Source organism: Paraburkholderia susongensis (genome assembly GCF_900177725.1).
Classification (GTDB): Bacteria; Pseudomonadota; Gammaproteobacteria; order Burkholderiales; family Burkholderiaceae; genus Paraburkholderia; species Paraburkholderia susongensis.
In genome coordinates, this window is record NZ_FXAT01000001.1 from 575373 (window position 1) to 589485 (window position 14113).

At 60.2% G+C, this 14113-nt stretch carries 17 protein-coding genes, 1 tRNA gene and 1 pseudogene; 14 read left to right on the plus strand and 5 right to left on the minus strand.

Annotation, left to right across the window (positions count from 1 at the left end; translation table 11 throughout):
- The first annotated feature begins 95 nt into the window (after positions 1-95).
- A complete protein-coding gene (locus B9Z01_RS02595) occupies positions 96-983 on the plus strand; it encodes a LysR family transcriptional regulator (RefSeq protein WP_085480687.1) in 888 nt (295 codons plus the stop codon).
- A gap of 87 nt (positions 984-1070) precedes the next feature.
- Here the strand turns inward: B9Z01_RS02595 and B9Z01_RS02600 are convergent, their stop codons facing one another.
- Positions 1071-1973, minus strand: coding sequence for a LysR family transcriptional regulator (locus B9Z01_RS02600; RefSeq protein ID WP_085480688.1), 903 nt, complete (start codon positions 1971-1973; stop codon positions 1071-1073).
- Between the two features lie 196 nt (positions 1974-2169).
- Here B9Z01_RS02600 and B9Z01_RS02605 point away from each other — a divergent pair, with 196 nt between their 5' ends.
- Together B9Z01_RS02605 and B9Z01_RS02610 are read left to right on the plus strand one after the other, a co-directional pair.
- Complete coding sequence (locus B9Z01_RS02605; protein WP_085480689.1) at positions 2170-2307, plus strand: DUF3563 family protein; 138 nt, start codon at positions 2170-2172, stop codon at positions 2305-2307.
- 377 nt (positions 2308-2684) lie between these two features.
- Positions 2685-4031, plus strand: coding sequence for an aminotransferase class I/II-fold pyridoxal phosphate-dependent enzyme (locus tag B9Z01_RS02610; RefSeq protein WP_085480690.1), 1347 nt, complete (start codon positions 2685-2687; stop codon positions 4029-4031).
- Positions 4032-4144: 113 nt separating this feature from the next.
- Here B9Z01_RS02610 and B9Z01_RS02615 read toward each other — a convergent pair whose 3' ends face one another.
- Positions 4145-4849, minus strand: coding sequence for a DJ-1/PfpI family protein (locus B9Z01_RS02615; protein WP_244195907.1), 705 nt, complete (start codon positions 4847-4849; stop codon positions 4145-4147).
- A 271-nt stretch (positions 4850-5120) separates the two neighbouring features.
- Here B9Z01_RS02615 and B9Z01_RS02620 point away from each other — a divergent pair, with 271 nt between their 5' ends.
- Positions 5121-5957: a helix-turn-helix domain-containing protein gene (locus tag B9Z01_RS02620; protein WP_085480691.1), complete on the plus strand. Its 837-nt coding sequence runs from the start codon at positions 5121-5123 to the stop codon at positions 5955-5957.
- Positions 5958-6066: 109 nt separating this feature from the next.
- Positions 6067-6615 carry a carboxymuconolactone decarboxylase family protein gene (locus B9Z01_RS02625; RefSeq protein WP_085480692.1) on the plus strand — a complete coding sequence of 183 codons (549 nt, stop codon included), beginning with the start codon at positions 6067-6069 and terminating at the stop codon, positions 6613-6615.
- 213 nt (positions 6616-6828) lie between these two features.
- Here the strand turns inward: B9Z01_RS02625 and B9Z01_RS02630 are convergent, their stop codons facing one another.
- The gene (locus tag B9Z01_RS02630) at positions 6829-7719 is read right to left on the minus strand and encodes a LysR substrate-binding domain-containing protein (RefSeq protein WP_085481158.1); all 891 of its coding nucleotides are present in this window, start codon (positions 7717-7719) and stop codon (positions 6829-6831) included.
- A gap of 101 nt (positions 7720-7820) precedes the next feature.
- Between B9Z01_RS02630 and B9Z01_RS02635 the strand changes: the two genes are divergently transcribed.
- The 4 genes and pseudogenes from B9Z01_RS02635 to B9Z01_RS36845 form a co-directional block, all read left to right on the plus strand.
- Positions 7821-8411: a LysE family translocator gene (locus tag B9Z01_RS02635; protein WP_085480693.1), complete on the plus strand. Its 591-nt coding sequence runs from the start codon at positions 7821-7823 to the stop codon at positions 8409-8411.
- A gap of 159 nt (positions 8412-8570) precedes the next feature.
- Complete coding sequence (locus B9Z01_RS02640; RefSeq protein ID WP_085480694.1) at positions 8571-9311, plus strand: SDR family NAD(P)-dependent oxidoreductase; 741 nt, start codon at positions 8571-8573, stop codon at positions 9309-9311.
- Positions 9312-9361: 50 nt separating this feature from the next.
- The gene (locus B9Z01_RS02645; RefSeq protein ID WP_085480695.1) at positions 9362-10462 is read left to right on the plus strand and encodes an NADH:flavin oxidoreductase/NADH oxidase; all 1101 of its coding nucleotides are present in this window, start codon (positions 9362-9364) and stop codon (positions 10460-10462) included.
- 92 nt (positions 10463-10554) lie between these two features.
- Positions 10555-10644 (plus strand): annotated as a pseudogene (locus tag B9Z01_RS36845) (cupin domain-containing protein); the annotation flags it as partial.
- A gap of 18 nt (positions 10645-10662) precedes the next feature.
- Here the strand turns inward: B9Z01_RS36845 and B9Z01_RS02655 are convergent.
- Complete coding sequence (locus tag B9Z01_RS02655) at positions 10663-11523, minus strand: LysR family transcriptional regulator (protein ID WP_085480696.1); 861 nt, start codon at positions 11521-11523, stop codon at positions 10663-10665.
- A gap of 116 nt (positions 11524-11639) precedes the next feature.
- Here B9Z01_RS02655 and B9Z01_RS02660 point away from each other — a divergent pair, with 116 nt between their 5' ends.
- From B9Z01_RS02660 to B9Z01_RS02675, 5 genes are all read left to right on the plus strand, one after another.
- Positions 11640-12251, plus strand: coding sequence for an NIPSNAP family protein (locus B9Z01_RS02660; RefSeq protein WP_085480697.1), 612 nt, complete (start codon positions 11640-11642; stop codon positions 12249-12251).
- Between the two features lie 255 nt (positions 12252-12506).
- Positions 12507-12591, plus strand: a tRNA-Leu gene (locus tag B9Z01_RS02665).
- A gap of 23 nt (positions 12592-12614) precedes the next feature.
- Positions 12615-12746, plus strand: coding sequence for a hypothetical protein (locus tag B9Z01_RS36615; RefSeq protein WP_275937484.1), 132 nt, complete (start codon positions 12615-12617; stop codon positions 12744-12746).
- Positions 12747-13045: 299 nt separating this feature from the next.
- Positions 13046-13564 (plus strand): DUF2778 domain-containing protein, encoded by a 519-nt coding sequence (locus B9Z01_RS02670; protein WP_085480698.1) that lies wholly within the window; start codon positions 13046-13048, stop codon positions 13562-13564.
- Positions 13545-13820 carry a hypothetical protein gene (locus B9Z01_RS02675; protein ID WP_085480699.1) on the plus strand — a complete coding sequence of 92 codons (276 nt, stop codon included), beginning with the start codon at positions 13545-13547 and terminating at the stop codon, positions 13818-13820. Before B9Z01_RS02670 ends, B9Z01_RS02675 begins: the two co-directional genes overlap by 20 nt.
- Here the strand turns inward: B9Z01_RS02675 and B9Z01_RS34610 are convergent.
- The gene (locus B9Z01_RS34610; RefSeq protein WP_143808796.1) at positions 13787-14044 is read right to left on the minus strand and encodes a hypothetical protein; all 258 of its coding nucleotides are present in this window, start codon (positions 14042-14044) and stop codon (positions 13787-13789) included. The two genes, B9Z01_RS02675 and B9Z01_RS34610, sit on opposite strands and share 34 nt — an antisense overlap.
- Positions 14045-14113: the final 69 nt, after the last annotated feature.

Genomic DNA, 14113 nt, shown 5'->3' on the forward strand with positions numbered 1-14113 from the left:
GGAACTCCTGGGTTCAGTATAGGCATCGACATTGATGAATAAGCGCAGCATTATTCAGGTAATGAGATGCAAATTTGCATCAGGAGGGTGGCACGATGAACTGGGATGATGCACGCGTGTTTCTCGCGGTGGAGCGCGAAAAAACGCTCCGTGGTGCGGCGAGGACGCTCAATCTCGATCAGGCGACGGTCGGCAGACGAATTGCGGCACTGGAGCACGCCCTACGTGCAACGCTTTTCCTGCGCACCTCCGAGGGTTACGCGTTGACCGCCGCAGGCGAGGCCGCGCTGAGATCAGCGGAGAAAATGGAACATTCCGCACACGAACTCGTGAGACGAACGCAAGGCACGGATACCCGGCTTGCGGGGGACGTAAGAGTCACCAGCACCGACTCGATTGCGCTCGAATTCCTGCTTCCCGCCATCGAACGCCTGCACGCTGCGCATCCCGAAGTGCGTGTCCTGCTGGACACGTCGACGCGCATGCTCAATCTGGCAAAGCGTGAAGCGGATATCGCGGTCCGCTCCGTCAGGCCGGATAATCCCGATCTCGTCGCGCGGCGCCTCGCTCGCTGGCCCATGGCGCTCTTTGCCTCGAATGCTTATCTCGAGCAGCACGGCGAGCCCGCCGCTGGCTCCGCGTTCGCGGGTCACGATCTTGTCGTCTATCAGGGAAGCTGGACCGGTAATCGATCACCGACTCTTGCTGGCGAACCGATACACGCGGGGCGCATCGTATCGACCTTCAATTCCAGCCTCATGCTGCGTACCGCGGTAAAGGCTGGCATCGGTATCGGCGAGCTTCCGATAGCTCTGGCTCAACACGACGGCCTCGTGCAGATATGGCCGGAACCCGCGCGTGGGGTGGCCTACGAAATCTGGCTCGTCACGCATCAGGACCTTCGGCATACCGCGCGCATCACAGCAATGATCACGGCATCGTCTCCGCGTTCGAAGATCACACAACCCACGCGAAATAGTTAGGCACGGCTTAGCTACGGCCGGGCGGCCGATTTGTTCGACTATTTGTTCAACTAACAGACGCCTGGCTGCGCGATCATCGCGATTCAGCTAACCGAGGAGTCTCGATGCCGTCCGGACGATTTCCTCGACGAACACTTTGACGATTGGATGGTTGCGCTCGCCGCGTCGATAAGCGACGTAGATTTTGCGGCGAACCTCTGGCTTCAGCTTTACCCATGCCACGCCGCGCGGCGAGCGTAGCCTCCTGAGTCCGGGGACGATCGACACCGAGCAACCGGAGGCCACCATCGCTTCGATCATCTCAGATCCACGGCATATGGCGTTGGTCCGAGGCTCGTACCCGGCGCGGCGGCATAAATCGGCGACGAAGCTGCCGAAGGGGCCGCCACTCGATTCGATCGCCCAGGTTTCGTCCGTGAGATCGGCCAGGCTAAGCGACGGTCTTTTGCTCAGCGGGTGGTCAGTCGAGACTGTCACGTACCACACGTCCTCGGCCAGCGGCACAATCGCGACGTTTTCCCGATTGTCGCCCGCGACGATTGAAAGATCGTCAATCAAGGCGATGTCCGTTCTCCAGGACCGCAATGCCGCAACCCCGTCTATCGCCTCCAATTCTTCAATTGCGATCTCCAGGCGTGGATACGCGTGCTGCAGCGCCTTGACCGTGTCAGGGAGTACAACCGAGGCGATCGACGGAAACGCGGCGACGCGCAGCTCGCCGGCTATTTCACGCCGAAGCTCCGCCATTTCCGACCGAGCCTCGTCCAGCACAACCATCAGCCGCTCGGCGTACCCCACCAACGCGTGGCCGGCGGGAGTAAGCCTGACCCCGCGGCCGATGCGCTCCGTAAGCTTGACGCCGGCCTCCTCTTCCAGTTGTGCGATCTGCTGTGACACCGCCGAGGGCGTCAGGAACAGAGCCTCAGCGGCGGCGGCCATCGTGCCGCACCGCGCCAGTTCCAGGAGCGCCCGCAGTCGACCGACTTCCACCGTAGGTGCCTCCTGAAAAAGCAGGTTGATTCAACAGAATGGTTAATGTATTGCATAAGAAACGATAAGTATACGTAAGCATATTTGCCGCCTACGATTGAATCGTCGAACGGTGCCGGAGAACAGCCGCGAGACACATGCATCGCGCCGCGTCCGGCCGACTGCGTCACTGGTAAGCAATTTCTCGGAGATTATTATGTTTGCCTTCCTTCTCACTCAGATTGGCCGCTGGTTCGACCGCGCCGAACAACGCCTTGATGATCAGTACCTTGCCGGCGCGCGAGACCTTGCCGAGCTCGAACGGCGCATGCGCAAGCTGGAAAGCAGCTGTTGACTGAGGTGATGCTTCCGCGATCAAAGGACAAAAGAGTACGCCGCATCGAGATACTGCAGCACTGCGCGAGGACCGAACTCGAGGCGCGCCCGTAGCGTCGCCTCGATGCTTCCACTCTCGAACACCGTGCGCCACGGAATGTTCTCGTCCGCAAGCACACCAGGCACGACCCGTTACCCACGTTACCCACACCAGCGGTTCGACGCGGATCTGTACGAACGCAATCGAAACCTGCGGGCCGCCTTTATCGACGGTCTGATACGCAAGCATGTATTTCAGTCCTCACACGTTATGGACGAATCTCAACCTGTTACGTACTAATACATCCTGTGTATTGTATTATCTGAACGAAGGATGTCACCGTATGGAAACAGGCCATGTTCAAACTGACGCGAGAGGAAATTCGGGAAGGCAAGGCGGATTCCATCCGGCGTGCGATCGAACGGGCAATACTCGACGAGCGGCTCAAGCCCGGCGATGCACTGCCAACCGTCCGTTCGCTCGCCGAAGACCTTGGCATCAACAAGAACACGGTGGTCGCCGCCTATCGGCAGCTTCAGCAGGCCGGCCTCGTGACGGCGGACGGCAGGCGCGGCTCGACCGTTTTCGCGCAGGCTTCGTCGCGGCAAGATCGCGGCGCATCGGCTCGCGACAGCCGGCAAACACTGTCGGTGCGGGACGGCAATCCAGACATCGAATTTCTGCCGGATGAAGCGGAAATCCGCAACGCGCTCGGCCGAATGACGGTCGCCCATCATCTATACGGCGAACGGCGCAACTTTGGGCCGTTCCTCGACTGGGCCACGGAGCGCTTCGCCGCTGACCATGTCGACGTGCCGCACGGCGTGTTCGTCTCAGCGGGCGCGCTGGACCTTGTCGAGCGGGCGCTGAGCGCGTTCGGTCTGGAGCCGGGCGACAGGGTTGCGGTGGAAGACCCCAGCTACATGACCCTGCTCGCTCTCGCCCGGTCGATGGGCTTCCAGCTTTTGCCGCTCGAGCTCGATCAGAACGGTATCGTGCCGGCGAGCCTGCGCGGGGCGTTGAAGCGCGGAGCAAAAGCGGTACTGACCTGCAGTCGCTCGCAGAACCCGACCGGCATCGCCACGTCGAAGTCGCGCGCTGCGGAACTGAAGCGTGTGGCGGGCAGCGCCGGCGAGGTACTGTTCATCGACGACGACCACTCGAACCTGCTCGAACTCGCCCCCTACTACGCATGGCACACCGACGCGCCGCGCTGGCTGACGGTGCGGTCGCTGTCGAAACTGCTCGGGCCGGATTTCCGCATCGCTGTCTCGACCGGGGATGCCGAAACGATCGCCCAGCTCGAAAGCCGACAGAGCGTGGGCATGGGCTGGATCAGCACCTTCTTGCAGCGGCTTGCATTCGAACTGCTGACGAGCGCGTCCGTCCAGAAAAAAATCACGGCGGCCGGTCTGGCTTACCGCGATCGCTATCAATCACTTCAGGCCGCTCTGAAAAAGAAAGGCTTCAAGGTGACCGGCAGCGCCGGGCTGAATCTGTGGATACCCATCCAGAACGAAACGGAAGTGGCGGAACGGCTGTTCGATGCGGGTTGGCTCGTCTGCCCTGGCCGCGAATTCTGCGTCACCGAACAGCCCGGAATCCGCGTGACGTCGTCGCGCATGACGACGCAGCAAAGTCTCGCGTTCACCGAAGCACTCCTGAGCATCTCTCACTCCACGGCAACGACACTGATCGCGTGACACGCCTGTCCACGCGTGGCACAACACCCGATTCAGCGTGCAGCTAGTGGACCCCAAGGCCGACCGTATCGCGCGGACGGCCCTGTCTTCCTCGCTTGACTCCGTGGCATCGATTACGCGCCCCCGATACGCGACTGGTACGCACGGCCCGTGGCCATACGCTTCTCCGTGATCGCCCTCGCCCGCTCGGTGATGGTCGCGAGAATCGAATCCGGCGCAGTTGCGGGAGACCCGGCGTGGAATGGTGGCTTCGGGTCGTAAGCCATGTAGAGCTGCAGTTCCTGCGCGACGGTCTCACCGCGCAAAAGCGATACGACGATCAACGACCCGTCGATTCCGGATGTGACGCCACCGGCGCTCACGAACTGACCATCGATCACGACCCGCTCGTCGGTCGGAATTGCGCCGTACAGCGGAAGGACGTCCATCGCGGTCCAGTGCGTTGTGGCGCGCTTGCCTTGCAGCAGGCCCGCCGCGCCGCAAATCAATGCGCCCGTACAGACCGAGTACACATAGCGTGCTCCTGCTGCCTGCCTGCGAATGAACGACAGCACAGTTTCGTCGTTCATCAGCGCTTCCTGGCCATAACCGCCAGGCACCAGCAACACGTCCAGTTGCGGGACTTCGTCGAATGTCGTGTCAGCGAGCAATTGCATGCCTGCAAGATCCCGCACGGGATTCCTGTCCTTCCAGATCGTCATGAACGACGAGTTCGGTACACGCGCTAGCGCTTCGAATGGGCCAGTGAAGTCGCACTGATCCATGTTCGGGAAAATGATGCCGCCGATCTTCAGATGAATGTCCAATGGAATAGTCACGATCTCTACCTTTGCGATTTTTGGGTTAGTACAAATATATATTTGTATGCATGCAAATCACTATAGACCTGCGCCCGACTATGTCAACCCCTTCTTTGCCGATGACCGCATAACGGGATCGAACCGGCGAATCGACACCTGGTGAGATGTGGCGATTACATGCGAAGTAATTGCCCGGAATGGTGGCGAATCGAAATATTCCGGTATCCGGTCGAGTCCGATCGCCGATCGGCTGCAACGGAGCGTTTGTCCTAATACATACGGGAGGACCATGAACGCATTGAACCTCAACCAGCGAGTGCCGAAGGAACTGGGTGGACTACTACGGCACTGGCGAGAAGTGCGAGGCGTCAGCCAGCTCGATCTCTCTTTCGACGCAGGCATCTCGCAACGGCAGATCAGCTTCATCGAGAGCGGACGAAGTGTGCCGGGACGGCAGACGCTACTGAATATCGCACAGTCGCTCGAGGTGCCGCTGCGCGAACGCAACGTTCTGCTGTTGTCGGCCGGATACGCGCCGATGTATTCGGAAGCGGAGTGGAATGCCCAGGAAATGTCGCTCGTGACAAACGCGGCCGGACGTGTTCTTCAGCAGCACGAACCGTTTCCCGCGATCGTCATGGACCGGTACTGGAACGTGCTGATGACCAATCGTGCCGCGCCGGACTTCTTCAACTGCTTCATCGACATGGAGGCACGCATGGGGCCGCGCAACATCCTGCACCTGATATTCGATCCCCAAGGTATGCGGCCACATGTGGCCAACTGGGAGACGGTGGCGCGCAGTCTGATCCAGCGCGTGCAACGCGAATCGGTGGGCCATGTCGTCGATCTTCAGACACAGCAGCTCCTCGATGCACTGCTGTCCTACCCCGGCGTGCGCCCCGAATGGCGATCACAAGGCATGGCCGGTTCTGCGTCCATGCTGCCGATGGTGCCGATGGGCTTCATCAACGGCGGCGAGGTACTCAACTACTTCTCGATGATCACCACGGTCGGAACGCCATTGACTGTGGCCGCACAGGAGTTGCGGATCGAATGCATGTTTCCCGCCGACGGCGAAACCGAAGCGCGGCACCTCGCCCTGCTCGACGTGGCCCACAAATAGTTTGCTTTGCTTATTACATGCCATGTAATTGGCGTGGCTCGCATCTCTCACTAACCTGTGCTCATCGCCTGATCGTCTCAGCGATACCTTCAACTCTCAAGGAAACATCGTGGCTCACTTTCCCATCTATACACTCGACTCCGCACCCGAACAATCGAAGCCTGGGCTGAACGGCCTGGCTCAGGCCTTCGGCATGGTGCCCAACATCGCTGGCGCAATTGCCGGCTCGCCGAAGCTGATCAATGGCCTCGTCGGCGTGTTCCAGCAGGTGCATGGCGGCAGCTTCACCGAAGCGCAGGTCCAGACCGTGCTGCTCACCAATGCGGTGACCAATGGCTCCACCTGGCCAGTCGCATTCCACTCGTTCCTCGCGCTCAAGGAAGGCTTGAGCGAGGCCGACGTGCAGGCGATCCGCGAACGCCGCCTCCCGCAGGACGCCAAGCTCGCGGCGCTGTCGCGCCTGGCACGCACGCTGATCGAAAAGCGCGGCCGCGTCGATGAGCACGACATCGCTTCGTTCACTGAGGCGGGCTTCGATCAGGCGCTGGTGCTCGATGTCATCCTCGTGGTCGCCGCCTCGACGATGACGAACTACACCGCGAGCGTCGCCCAGCCGCCGCTCGAAGAACTCTTCCAGCCCTACGCATGGAAGGCTTGAGGCGAGTTTAAGCGGCGGGAGCACCGACCGAACCCGCCGCCGCAGAATGCCTCGTTCAAGCCCTTTCCCTGTCGGGAAAGGGCTTTTTTGATTTCCTGATTCCGGCTGGCAGACATTCCCGCATTTCGCCGCTCTTACCGCCAGAATCGATACTCGCGAGCGCTGTCTGGACGACTACAGTGAGTCTTTGCAATGGCCCTTCCAACCCTTGCGTCACGCGAGCACCGAGAGCCGCGAAGGTGCGATGGCAGTGTTGTGCGACATCGATTCGCGTATGTAGCGCGCGAATTCCAGCGCCGCCGGCTGCGCCGTCGAGGGCAATCGCAGGCAGATCGCGAACGGCGGGAGAACAGGCAAGCCGGCCGCGTGCGGCACGATCGTTTCCAGGTCGGGCGGCACCGTCGAAGCGAGCCACGCTGTGATCGCAAGGCCCGCGCGCACTGTTGCGGCGGTCGTCTCGATGTTCCCGCTCTCGAACACCGTGCGCCAGGCGATGTCCACATCCGCAAGCGCGCCGAGCACCACCGGACGGAACGCACAGTGTTCGTCCACCATCGAAAGCGGCAACGGCCGCTTCGCCAGCGCATCGCTGCCGCGACCCGTCACCCAAACCAGCGGCTCGATGCGGATCACTTCCCCTTCGGCTTCACTCGCAACGTATTCGACCAACGACACATCCACTCGTCCGCTATCAACCGCTTCGCAGAGCTCCCGCGACGCTGCGCACTCGAACGAAATCTCCACGTGCGGATGCGCTTCGGCGAATGCTTTCATCGCGGGCGCGAGCGCTGTCACGAGATCGAAGGGCACGCCGACGCGCAGGCTGCCCTGCAGCGATTGAGCGGTCATGTCGGCCCAGATTTCGTCGTTCAGCCGCAGCATCTGTCGCGCCTTGACGAGAAACAGCTCGCCCTGGCGCGACAGTTCCAGCTTGCGCGCCTTGCGCACGAACAGCAGGCAGTCCAAACGATCTTCGAGGCGTTTGATCTGCTGGCTGACCGCGCCCTGCGTCATGTGCAGCACATTCGCGGCGACCGTCATGCTGCCGCCATCGGCAACGGTAACGAATGTGCGGATCAGATCGAGGTCAAGGTTTCGGGTCATCGACACATCATGCGGCGTAATGGATTGCATCAATATTATTGCCTTTTCTCATGCGTCGGCAATCCGTACAGTTCAAGGCACGATCACCCGGACATGTCCCGATGACCTCGATCCTGCCGCTTCTCCTGTTCGTCGCCGTCGCGACCGTCACGCCTGGCGGCGCCACCATGCTCGCTACCGCGTCAGGCGGGCGCTTCGGCTTTGCGCGTTCGATTCCACTGATGCTCGGCATCGCGATCGCCCTCGCCTCGCTCGCCGCCGTGGCCGCGCTCGGCCTCGGCAGGCTGCTGCTTGCGATGCCCGCGCTGCAGACGACCGTGAAGGCTCTCGGTTCCGCGTATCTGCTGTGGCTCGCTTGGCGCATCGCGCGAAGTGGTGCGCCGAACACGGGCAACGGCCCCGCGCAGCCGATCACTCTCGTGAGCGGTTTTCTGCTGTTGTGGCTCAATCCGAAAAGCTGGGCGATGACAGTGGGCGCCGCGGCGTCCTTCGCGCTGCTCACGAGCAGCCCGAACCGGCTCGCACTGCTGCTCGGCACGGCGTTTGGCCTTGCCGCATGCGTCTCGCTCGCGCTGTGGTGCGCGCTCGGCATGCTGCTCGCGCGGCTTCTGCGCACACCGCTTCACTGGCGCATCCTCAATCTTGCGATGGGCGCGCTGCTCGCCGCATCCGTCGTTCCGACCTGGAAGTAGTCGTGTCACATCATCCACTTGCCGGATCGCACGACGTCGAAGCCACGTTCAGCCATCTATTCTCTTGAAGAATCGATTTTATGAAAAATCTGCTGATTATCATTTCCGTTGGCGGCAATTACCCTATTTCTGTCATTCATCAGCAGACGGAGGATTTCCATGTCCACTCTCGCAGGCAAAGTTGCCGTCATTAGCGGCGGAACCACCGGCATCGGTCTGGCGATCGCCCAGAGCTTCGTAGCCGTTGGCGCTCACGTTTTTATCTTCGGCCGCAGGCAAGCCCAGCTCGACGAAGCCGCCGAACTGATCGGACGCAACGTCACCGCGATCCAGGCTGACGCCGCGAACCTCGACGACCTCGCCCGGGTCGCAGCGGCAGTCCGTGAAGAAAAAGGTGTGGTCGACATCGTCGTGTCGAACGCGGGCTTTACGGAGCAGGCTCCAATCGACACCCTCACACCGGAACATTTCGACAAGACTTTCAATCTCATGGCCCGCGGGCCCGTCTTCATGGTGCAGAAACTTCTGCCGCTGATGGCGGGCGGCGGATCGATCATCCTGGTGTCGTCGGCCATGCACCTCATGGGCATTCCCGGCCATACTGCCTACGCGGCAGCCAAGGCGGCCTTGCGTTCGTATGCGCGCACCTGGGCTGCCGAATTCAAGGATCGCGGCATTCGCGTCAACATGCTAAGCCCTGGCGTGACCGACACCCCGATCCTCGACTCCCAGTCGGCGACACGCGAAGAGCTGGTCAACATGTACCAGAGCATGGTCCCGATCGGTCGGCTCGCTCGGGCCGAAGAGATTGCCAGCGCGGCGCTCTTCCTCGCATCCGACCAGAGTTCCTACGTGACAGGGGCGGATCTGATGGCCGATGGCGGTATCGGCCAGGTCTAAGTGAATCTGGAGAACGTAGACGGCGCTAGAACACGTCGAACGGAGTTGCTATGAGTCACCCAATACTGTTCACGCCGACACAAGTCGGCAACCTGAAACTGGCCAATCGTATCGTGATCGCCCCAATGGCCCAGTACTCGGCCGAAGACGGGCAGATGGGCGCCTGGCATCTGATGCACCTCGGCCAGTTGGCGATTTCGGGTGCGGCGGCGCTGACCATCGAGGGGACGGCTGTCACCACCGAGGGACGCACCAGTTATGGCGACGTAGGCCTCTATTCGGACGAGTGCGAAATCTCCATGGCGCGAGTGCTGCACGACGTTCGGCGGTGGTCGGACATGCCGGTTGGAATCCAACTCAACCATGCTGGCCGGAAGGGATCCCGGCAGAAGTTATGGGACGGCGGTGCACAGATTCCACATGGTCACGCAAATGGTTGGAACACGTACGGGCCATCACCAGTCGCTTTTGCGGCCGGTGACACACCACCCATCGCCCTGAACCGCGATGGTCTGGCCGCTATTCGCGACGCCTTCGCGGCCGCAGCGCGACGCGCCTCGAGGCTGGGGCTGGATTTCATTCAGATTCTCGGCGGGCATGGCTATTTGCTTCATCAATTCCTCTCACCGCTCTCAAACCGCAGGGACGACGAGTACGGCGGCTCCGTGGAAAACCGCATGCGCTTTCCGCTCGAGGTATTTGAAGCCGTGCGAGACGCATTTGCGCACGATCGCCCCGTTACGATGCGGGTGTCCGCTACCGACTGGGTGGACGGCGGGTGGTCCATCCAGGACGCGGTCGCATTTGTCGAAGCACTGGAGGCGAGAGGCTGCGCAGCGATCAATGTCTCAAGCGGCGGCCTTAGTGCTACCGCGCGAATTCCGACCGGGCCCAATTATCAGGTTCCCTTTGCCCGGATGGTGAAGCAGGCGACGACACTCCCAGTCATCGCCGTCGGCATGATCACTGAATTCGAGCAAGCTGAATCCATTCTCAGCACGGGAGACGCCGATCTGGTCGCGCTCGCGCGGGCCGTGCTCTTTGACCCTCGCTGGCCGTGGCACGCCGCCGCTCACTTCGGGACCCAGGTCAAAGTGCCGAACCAATATCGTCGCGCCCAGCCCGCCCGGCTGCAAAACCTGTTCATTTGAATCTGTCTTGTCGCTCAGATAAGCATGCGAACTCATCCGTTTTCCGAATCGTTCCACCTCGAAGCCGCGTTCGGCGATGTGTCGGAATATCGGTTACCGAAAGCGAATGCTGGATCGTGCTGATCGAGCCCGCGCAGACGAAGCACACGGGCGATGTTGTGTCGTCGTTGACGCGGACGATCTCCACGCCGGTCCTCAAGCTATTTCAACTGCGGCTCGCGGCCGACGCAATCGACCAGAAACGCCATCACGGCTTTAATGGCGGGCGTCCGGCGCAGATCAGGATACGTCACCAGCCAGAGCGTCGTTTCGGGGGGCTCGTGCTCGACGTCAAGTTTGACAAGTTCAGCATCGCGTTCGCCGATTATCGTCGGCAGGACTGCAACCCCGGCACCGCTACGCGCGGCCATCTGCTGTGCAATCACATCGCTCGTTTCGAATACGATCGGTCTGCCGTCGAGATATCGGCGCAGCCACTTTTGATGCTTTACATGATCCAGCGACGCGTCGTAAGCAATGAACTCCCATTGCCCGGGAGGACGAGTCGCATACGTGACATTGGCATATAAGCCAAAGCGAATCGCACCGATCCGTCGCGTCATGAGGCTTGCCTCTTCTGGCTTGACCATGCGAATGGCAACATCCGCGACGCCGCGGTCCAGCGGCTCGATTTCGGGTGTGCCTGCCATGACGATTTTCACGGATGGATGTGCTTCATGAAATGCCTGCAGATGCGGCGCAATGCAAAAGTTGCCGACCGTAGGCGGAACGCTGACTCGCACCGTCCCGGACAACGCGGACGATGCACGAAGCGCATAGGCGTCGATTGCCTGAGCGCTTTCGGTCATCGCTGCGGCGAGCCGCGCAACTGCTTGTCCATCCTCGGTCAAACGGCTGCTACGGGGGAGCCGATAAACGAGTTTCAAGCCAAGCGCCTTCTCCAGCGCCGCCACTCGCCTGCCGACCGTGGCGTGCTCAACCGAGAGTTCGCTGGCAGCGCCGGAGAACGATCCGGTACGCGCGAGCATGAGAAAGTAACGCAAATCCTGCCAGTCAAACATAGCGAGTCTTTCACCGAGTCTGTGAGCGAATGCGGAATTCCCCGCCGGGCCGGCTCAGTCTAATCTTGTTCGTAAGCGGATGCCTGATGGCCATTCGCCGACTCAGGAGAATCGACATGCTTTACGAACTGACTACACTGTCTTCGCACATCCTGAAGCTGTCTCAGGTGATCGAGAACGCGCAGGCTTACCTGAACCACCCCGAAACGAAGGGCCGCTGGCTCGGCTCATGGACTTCGGAGAATGGACGACTCGGAGCCGTGCGCGTGCTGCGAGGATTCGCCGACGCCGGGGAACTCTCGCATGAAAGAACGCGCGCGCTCTTTCATGCCGACCCTTTCGGCGCATCCACCAGCGAGTGCGGAATCGAGATGGAGAGCTATGCGGGCTTTCCTTTTCTCCCCCCCGTCGAGCCCGGTGTGTTCGGTAAGTACTACGAATTTCGTACCTACTGGCTAAAATCGGGCGGACTCACGCCGACCATTGAGGCGTGGGAGGCTGCCATGCCCGAGCGCTCGAAACGGTCTCCCCTGACGCTCAACATGTACGCGCTCGACGGTGCGCCGCGCATCACGCACATTTGGCCGTGGCAAAGTCTGGATGAGCGTATCGCGATACGCGCAAAATCCTTCGCCGATGGCATCTGGCCGCCGAAGGGCGGCCCAGAGCAATTTTACGAGGCGACATCGACGATCTGGATACCGACCGCCAATTCGCCACTTCGCTGAGTCGATAAGACCGCGCCCCTGATTCGGCAGGCGATGCAAGATCATATCCGCGCCGATCCTGACGAAACGGATGTCGATGGAGTTGGGCGGATTTCAAGTCTGGAACTATCACGACCCACCCACACCGAACACAACGTAACACATTGATTTTTCTAGAGTAGCATCATTTTTCTTCACGTTCGCGTTACTCGATTGTGGTAGGTTGCGATGTGAGTTACGCACGACTTACACACGCTACGCTATACTCGCGTCCTCGCCCGGATGACGAAATTGGTAGACGTACCGGACTTAAAATTCGGAGGCTAACGCCGTGCGGGTTCGATTCCCGCTCCGGGCACCACGCTGCAAACAAAGAGCCCCACCATGCCGGCGGGGCTTTTGTCTTTTGCGGCCTTCGTCGCGCTACTGAGCGGAACCGCCGAACATCGCGCTGCGCTGCTCCACGCCCGCATGTTTGTTCATCTGGCGGATCACTTCACGGCCAATTTCCTGTAGCGACTGCCGCCGCGCGTGTCGCCGCCCGGCCTCAAGATGCCGGAGCCGCGCGCTTTCCCGTGATTCTGCAAAGAACCGTTAAATGTTCGATTAACGGCCAAAATTAGGCGCAAGCCCATTGCGATCAAGAATGAGCTCCGGTAAAAAAATAAACCGTTCGTCTATCGCGTATCTCATCGGATGAGGTTCGCAGTTATACAACGCTCAGAAACTTACCAACGGAGAATTTGGAGATGGCGAGCCTTGCTTATATGCGGCTTAAAGATGATAGCGATGCAAACGTCAAAGGTGCATGACGAATGGCCTATCACGGAAAGTTTGTAGTGGATAATGAGCCCTTATCGCCGTTGACGATTTTTGGTGTCGGCACATTTAACGCTTTTTCCGGTAACCACCAATATCGCAATCGTGGCGGATGCACGGCGGTGCCTGATGATGGCCCGATACCGGCGGGTAAATACTGGATCGTTGATCGTCCTACGGGCGGTATCCGCTCCCAGGCCACTACGTGGGCAAAAGACACCTTCAACGCGGCATTCGGTACGCCATCAAATCACAACGAATGGTTCGCGCTCTTTCGGGATGACGGCCGCATTGATGACATAACCTGGGTTAATGGTGTCAAGCGCGGGCAGTTCCGGTTGCACCCGGCAGGCGGTCAAGGTATTTCGTTAGGCTGTATTACCCTGCCGAGTCATACAGATTTTCAGGCGATCCGGCGCTCACTTTTACAGACCACCACTATCCCCGTGCGCAATTCGGGGCTTCACGCGTATGGAACGATAGAGGTCATCGCGTATGGCAACACTTGCCCGTAGGCTGTTCAAGATCGCGCTGTTTATCGGCCTGTTCTGTCTTGCCGTGCCCTATGTCCACACGTACCCGTGGCCGATGCCTGAAAGCCAGTCGCTGATATGGTGGCGCACTTCGCGTTGGCTCGGTGTCCGCGATCCCGAGGATTTATATTTCACGGTGTGGGCAACGATTGATCTGATCGTCGCGGCTTTAGCATATGTGGCGATTATGAGGCTCTGGCGGTACTACCGAAAACGAAAAAAACCTATCGAGGGATAATGCGAGCCCGCCCCCAAGGCGGGTTCATTTTCTATGGCTTCCTTGGTGTAGTTTTCCGCTTGGCCGGCCTGTGTCAGCGCCTGATCGATTTCCGCGAGTAGTTTCTTCTTCCAGATCGCCTCATTCACCTCGTCCATCAACTGAATGACAGCGCGCTGAGGAATGCTGCGCATGTTGGCCTGGATCGCGGCACCCAAACGCGCGCCCCACGCGCGCATTTCCACACTGACTCACCCGCGATCCAGCCGCATTTTCCCCTCCACCACCCTCCTCGCGCGAGTCATCCGCCAGTC

Bases quoted from the DNA above. Each gene is read 5' to 3' on its own strand.
- B9Z01_RS02595 (WP_085480687.1), top strand. From the start codon at position 96: ATGAACTGGGATGATGCACGCGTGTTTCTCGCGGTGGAGCGCGAAAAA.
- B9Z01_RS02605 (WP_085480689.1), top strand. From the start codon at position 2,170: ATGTTTGCCTTCCTTCTCACTCAGATTGGCCGCTGGTTCGACCGCGCC.
- B9Z01_RS02610 (WP_085480690.1), top strand. From the start codon at position 2,685: ATGTTCAAACTGACGCGAGAGGAAATTCGGGAAGGCAAGGCGGATTCC.
- B9Z01_RS02620 (WP_085480691.1), top strand. From the start codon at position 5,121: ATGAACGCATTGAACCTCAACCAGCGAGTGCCGAAGGAACTGGGTGGA.
- B9Z01_RS02630 (WP_085481158.1), bottom strand. From the start codon at position 7,719: ATGACCCGAAACCTTGACCTCGATCTGATCCGCACATTCGTTACCGTT.
- B9Z01_RS02635 (WP_085480693.1), top strand. From the start codon at position 7,821: ATGACCTCGATCCTGCCGCTTCTCCTGTTCGTCGCCGTCGCGACCGTC.
- B9Z01_RS02640 (WP_085480694.1), top strand. From the start codon at position 8,571: ATGTCCACTCTCGCAGGCAAAGTTGCCGTCATTAGCGGCGGAACCACC.
- B9Z01_RS02645 (WP_085480695.1), top strand. From the start codon at position 9,362: ATGAGTCACCCAATACTGTTCACGCCGACACAAGTCGGCAACCTGAAA.
- B9Z01_RS02655 (WP_085480696.1), bottom strand. From the start codon at position 11,523: ATGTTTGACTGGCAGGATTTGCGTTACTTTCTCATGCTCGCGCGTACC.
- B9Z01_RS02660 (WP_085480697.1), top strand. From the start codon at position 11,640: ATGCTTTACGAACTGACTACACTGTCTTCGCACATCCTGAAGCTGTCT.
- B9Z01_RS36615 (WP_275937484.1), top strand. From the start codon at position 12,615: ATGCCGGCGGGGCTTTTGTCTTTTGCGGCCTTCGTCGCGCTACTGAGC.
- B9Z01_RS02670 (WP_085480698.1), top strand. From the start codon at position 13,046: ATGGCCTATCACGGAAAGTTTGTAGTGGATAATGAGCCCTTATCGCCG.
- B9Z01_RS02675 (WP_085480699.1), top strand. From the start codon at position 13,545: ATGGCAACACTTGCCCGTAGGCTGTTCAAGATCGCGCTGTTTATCGGC.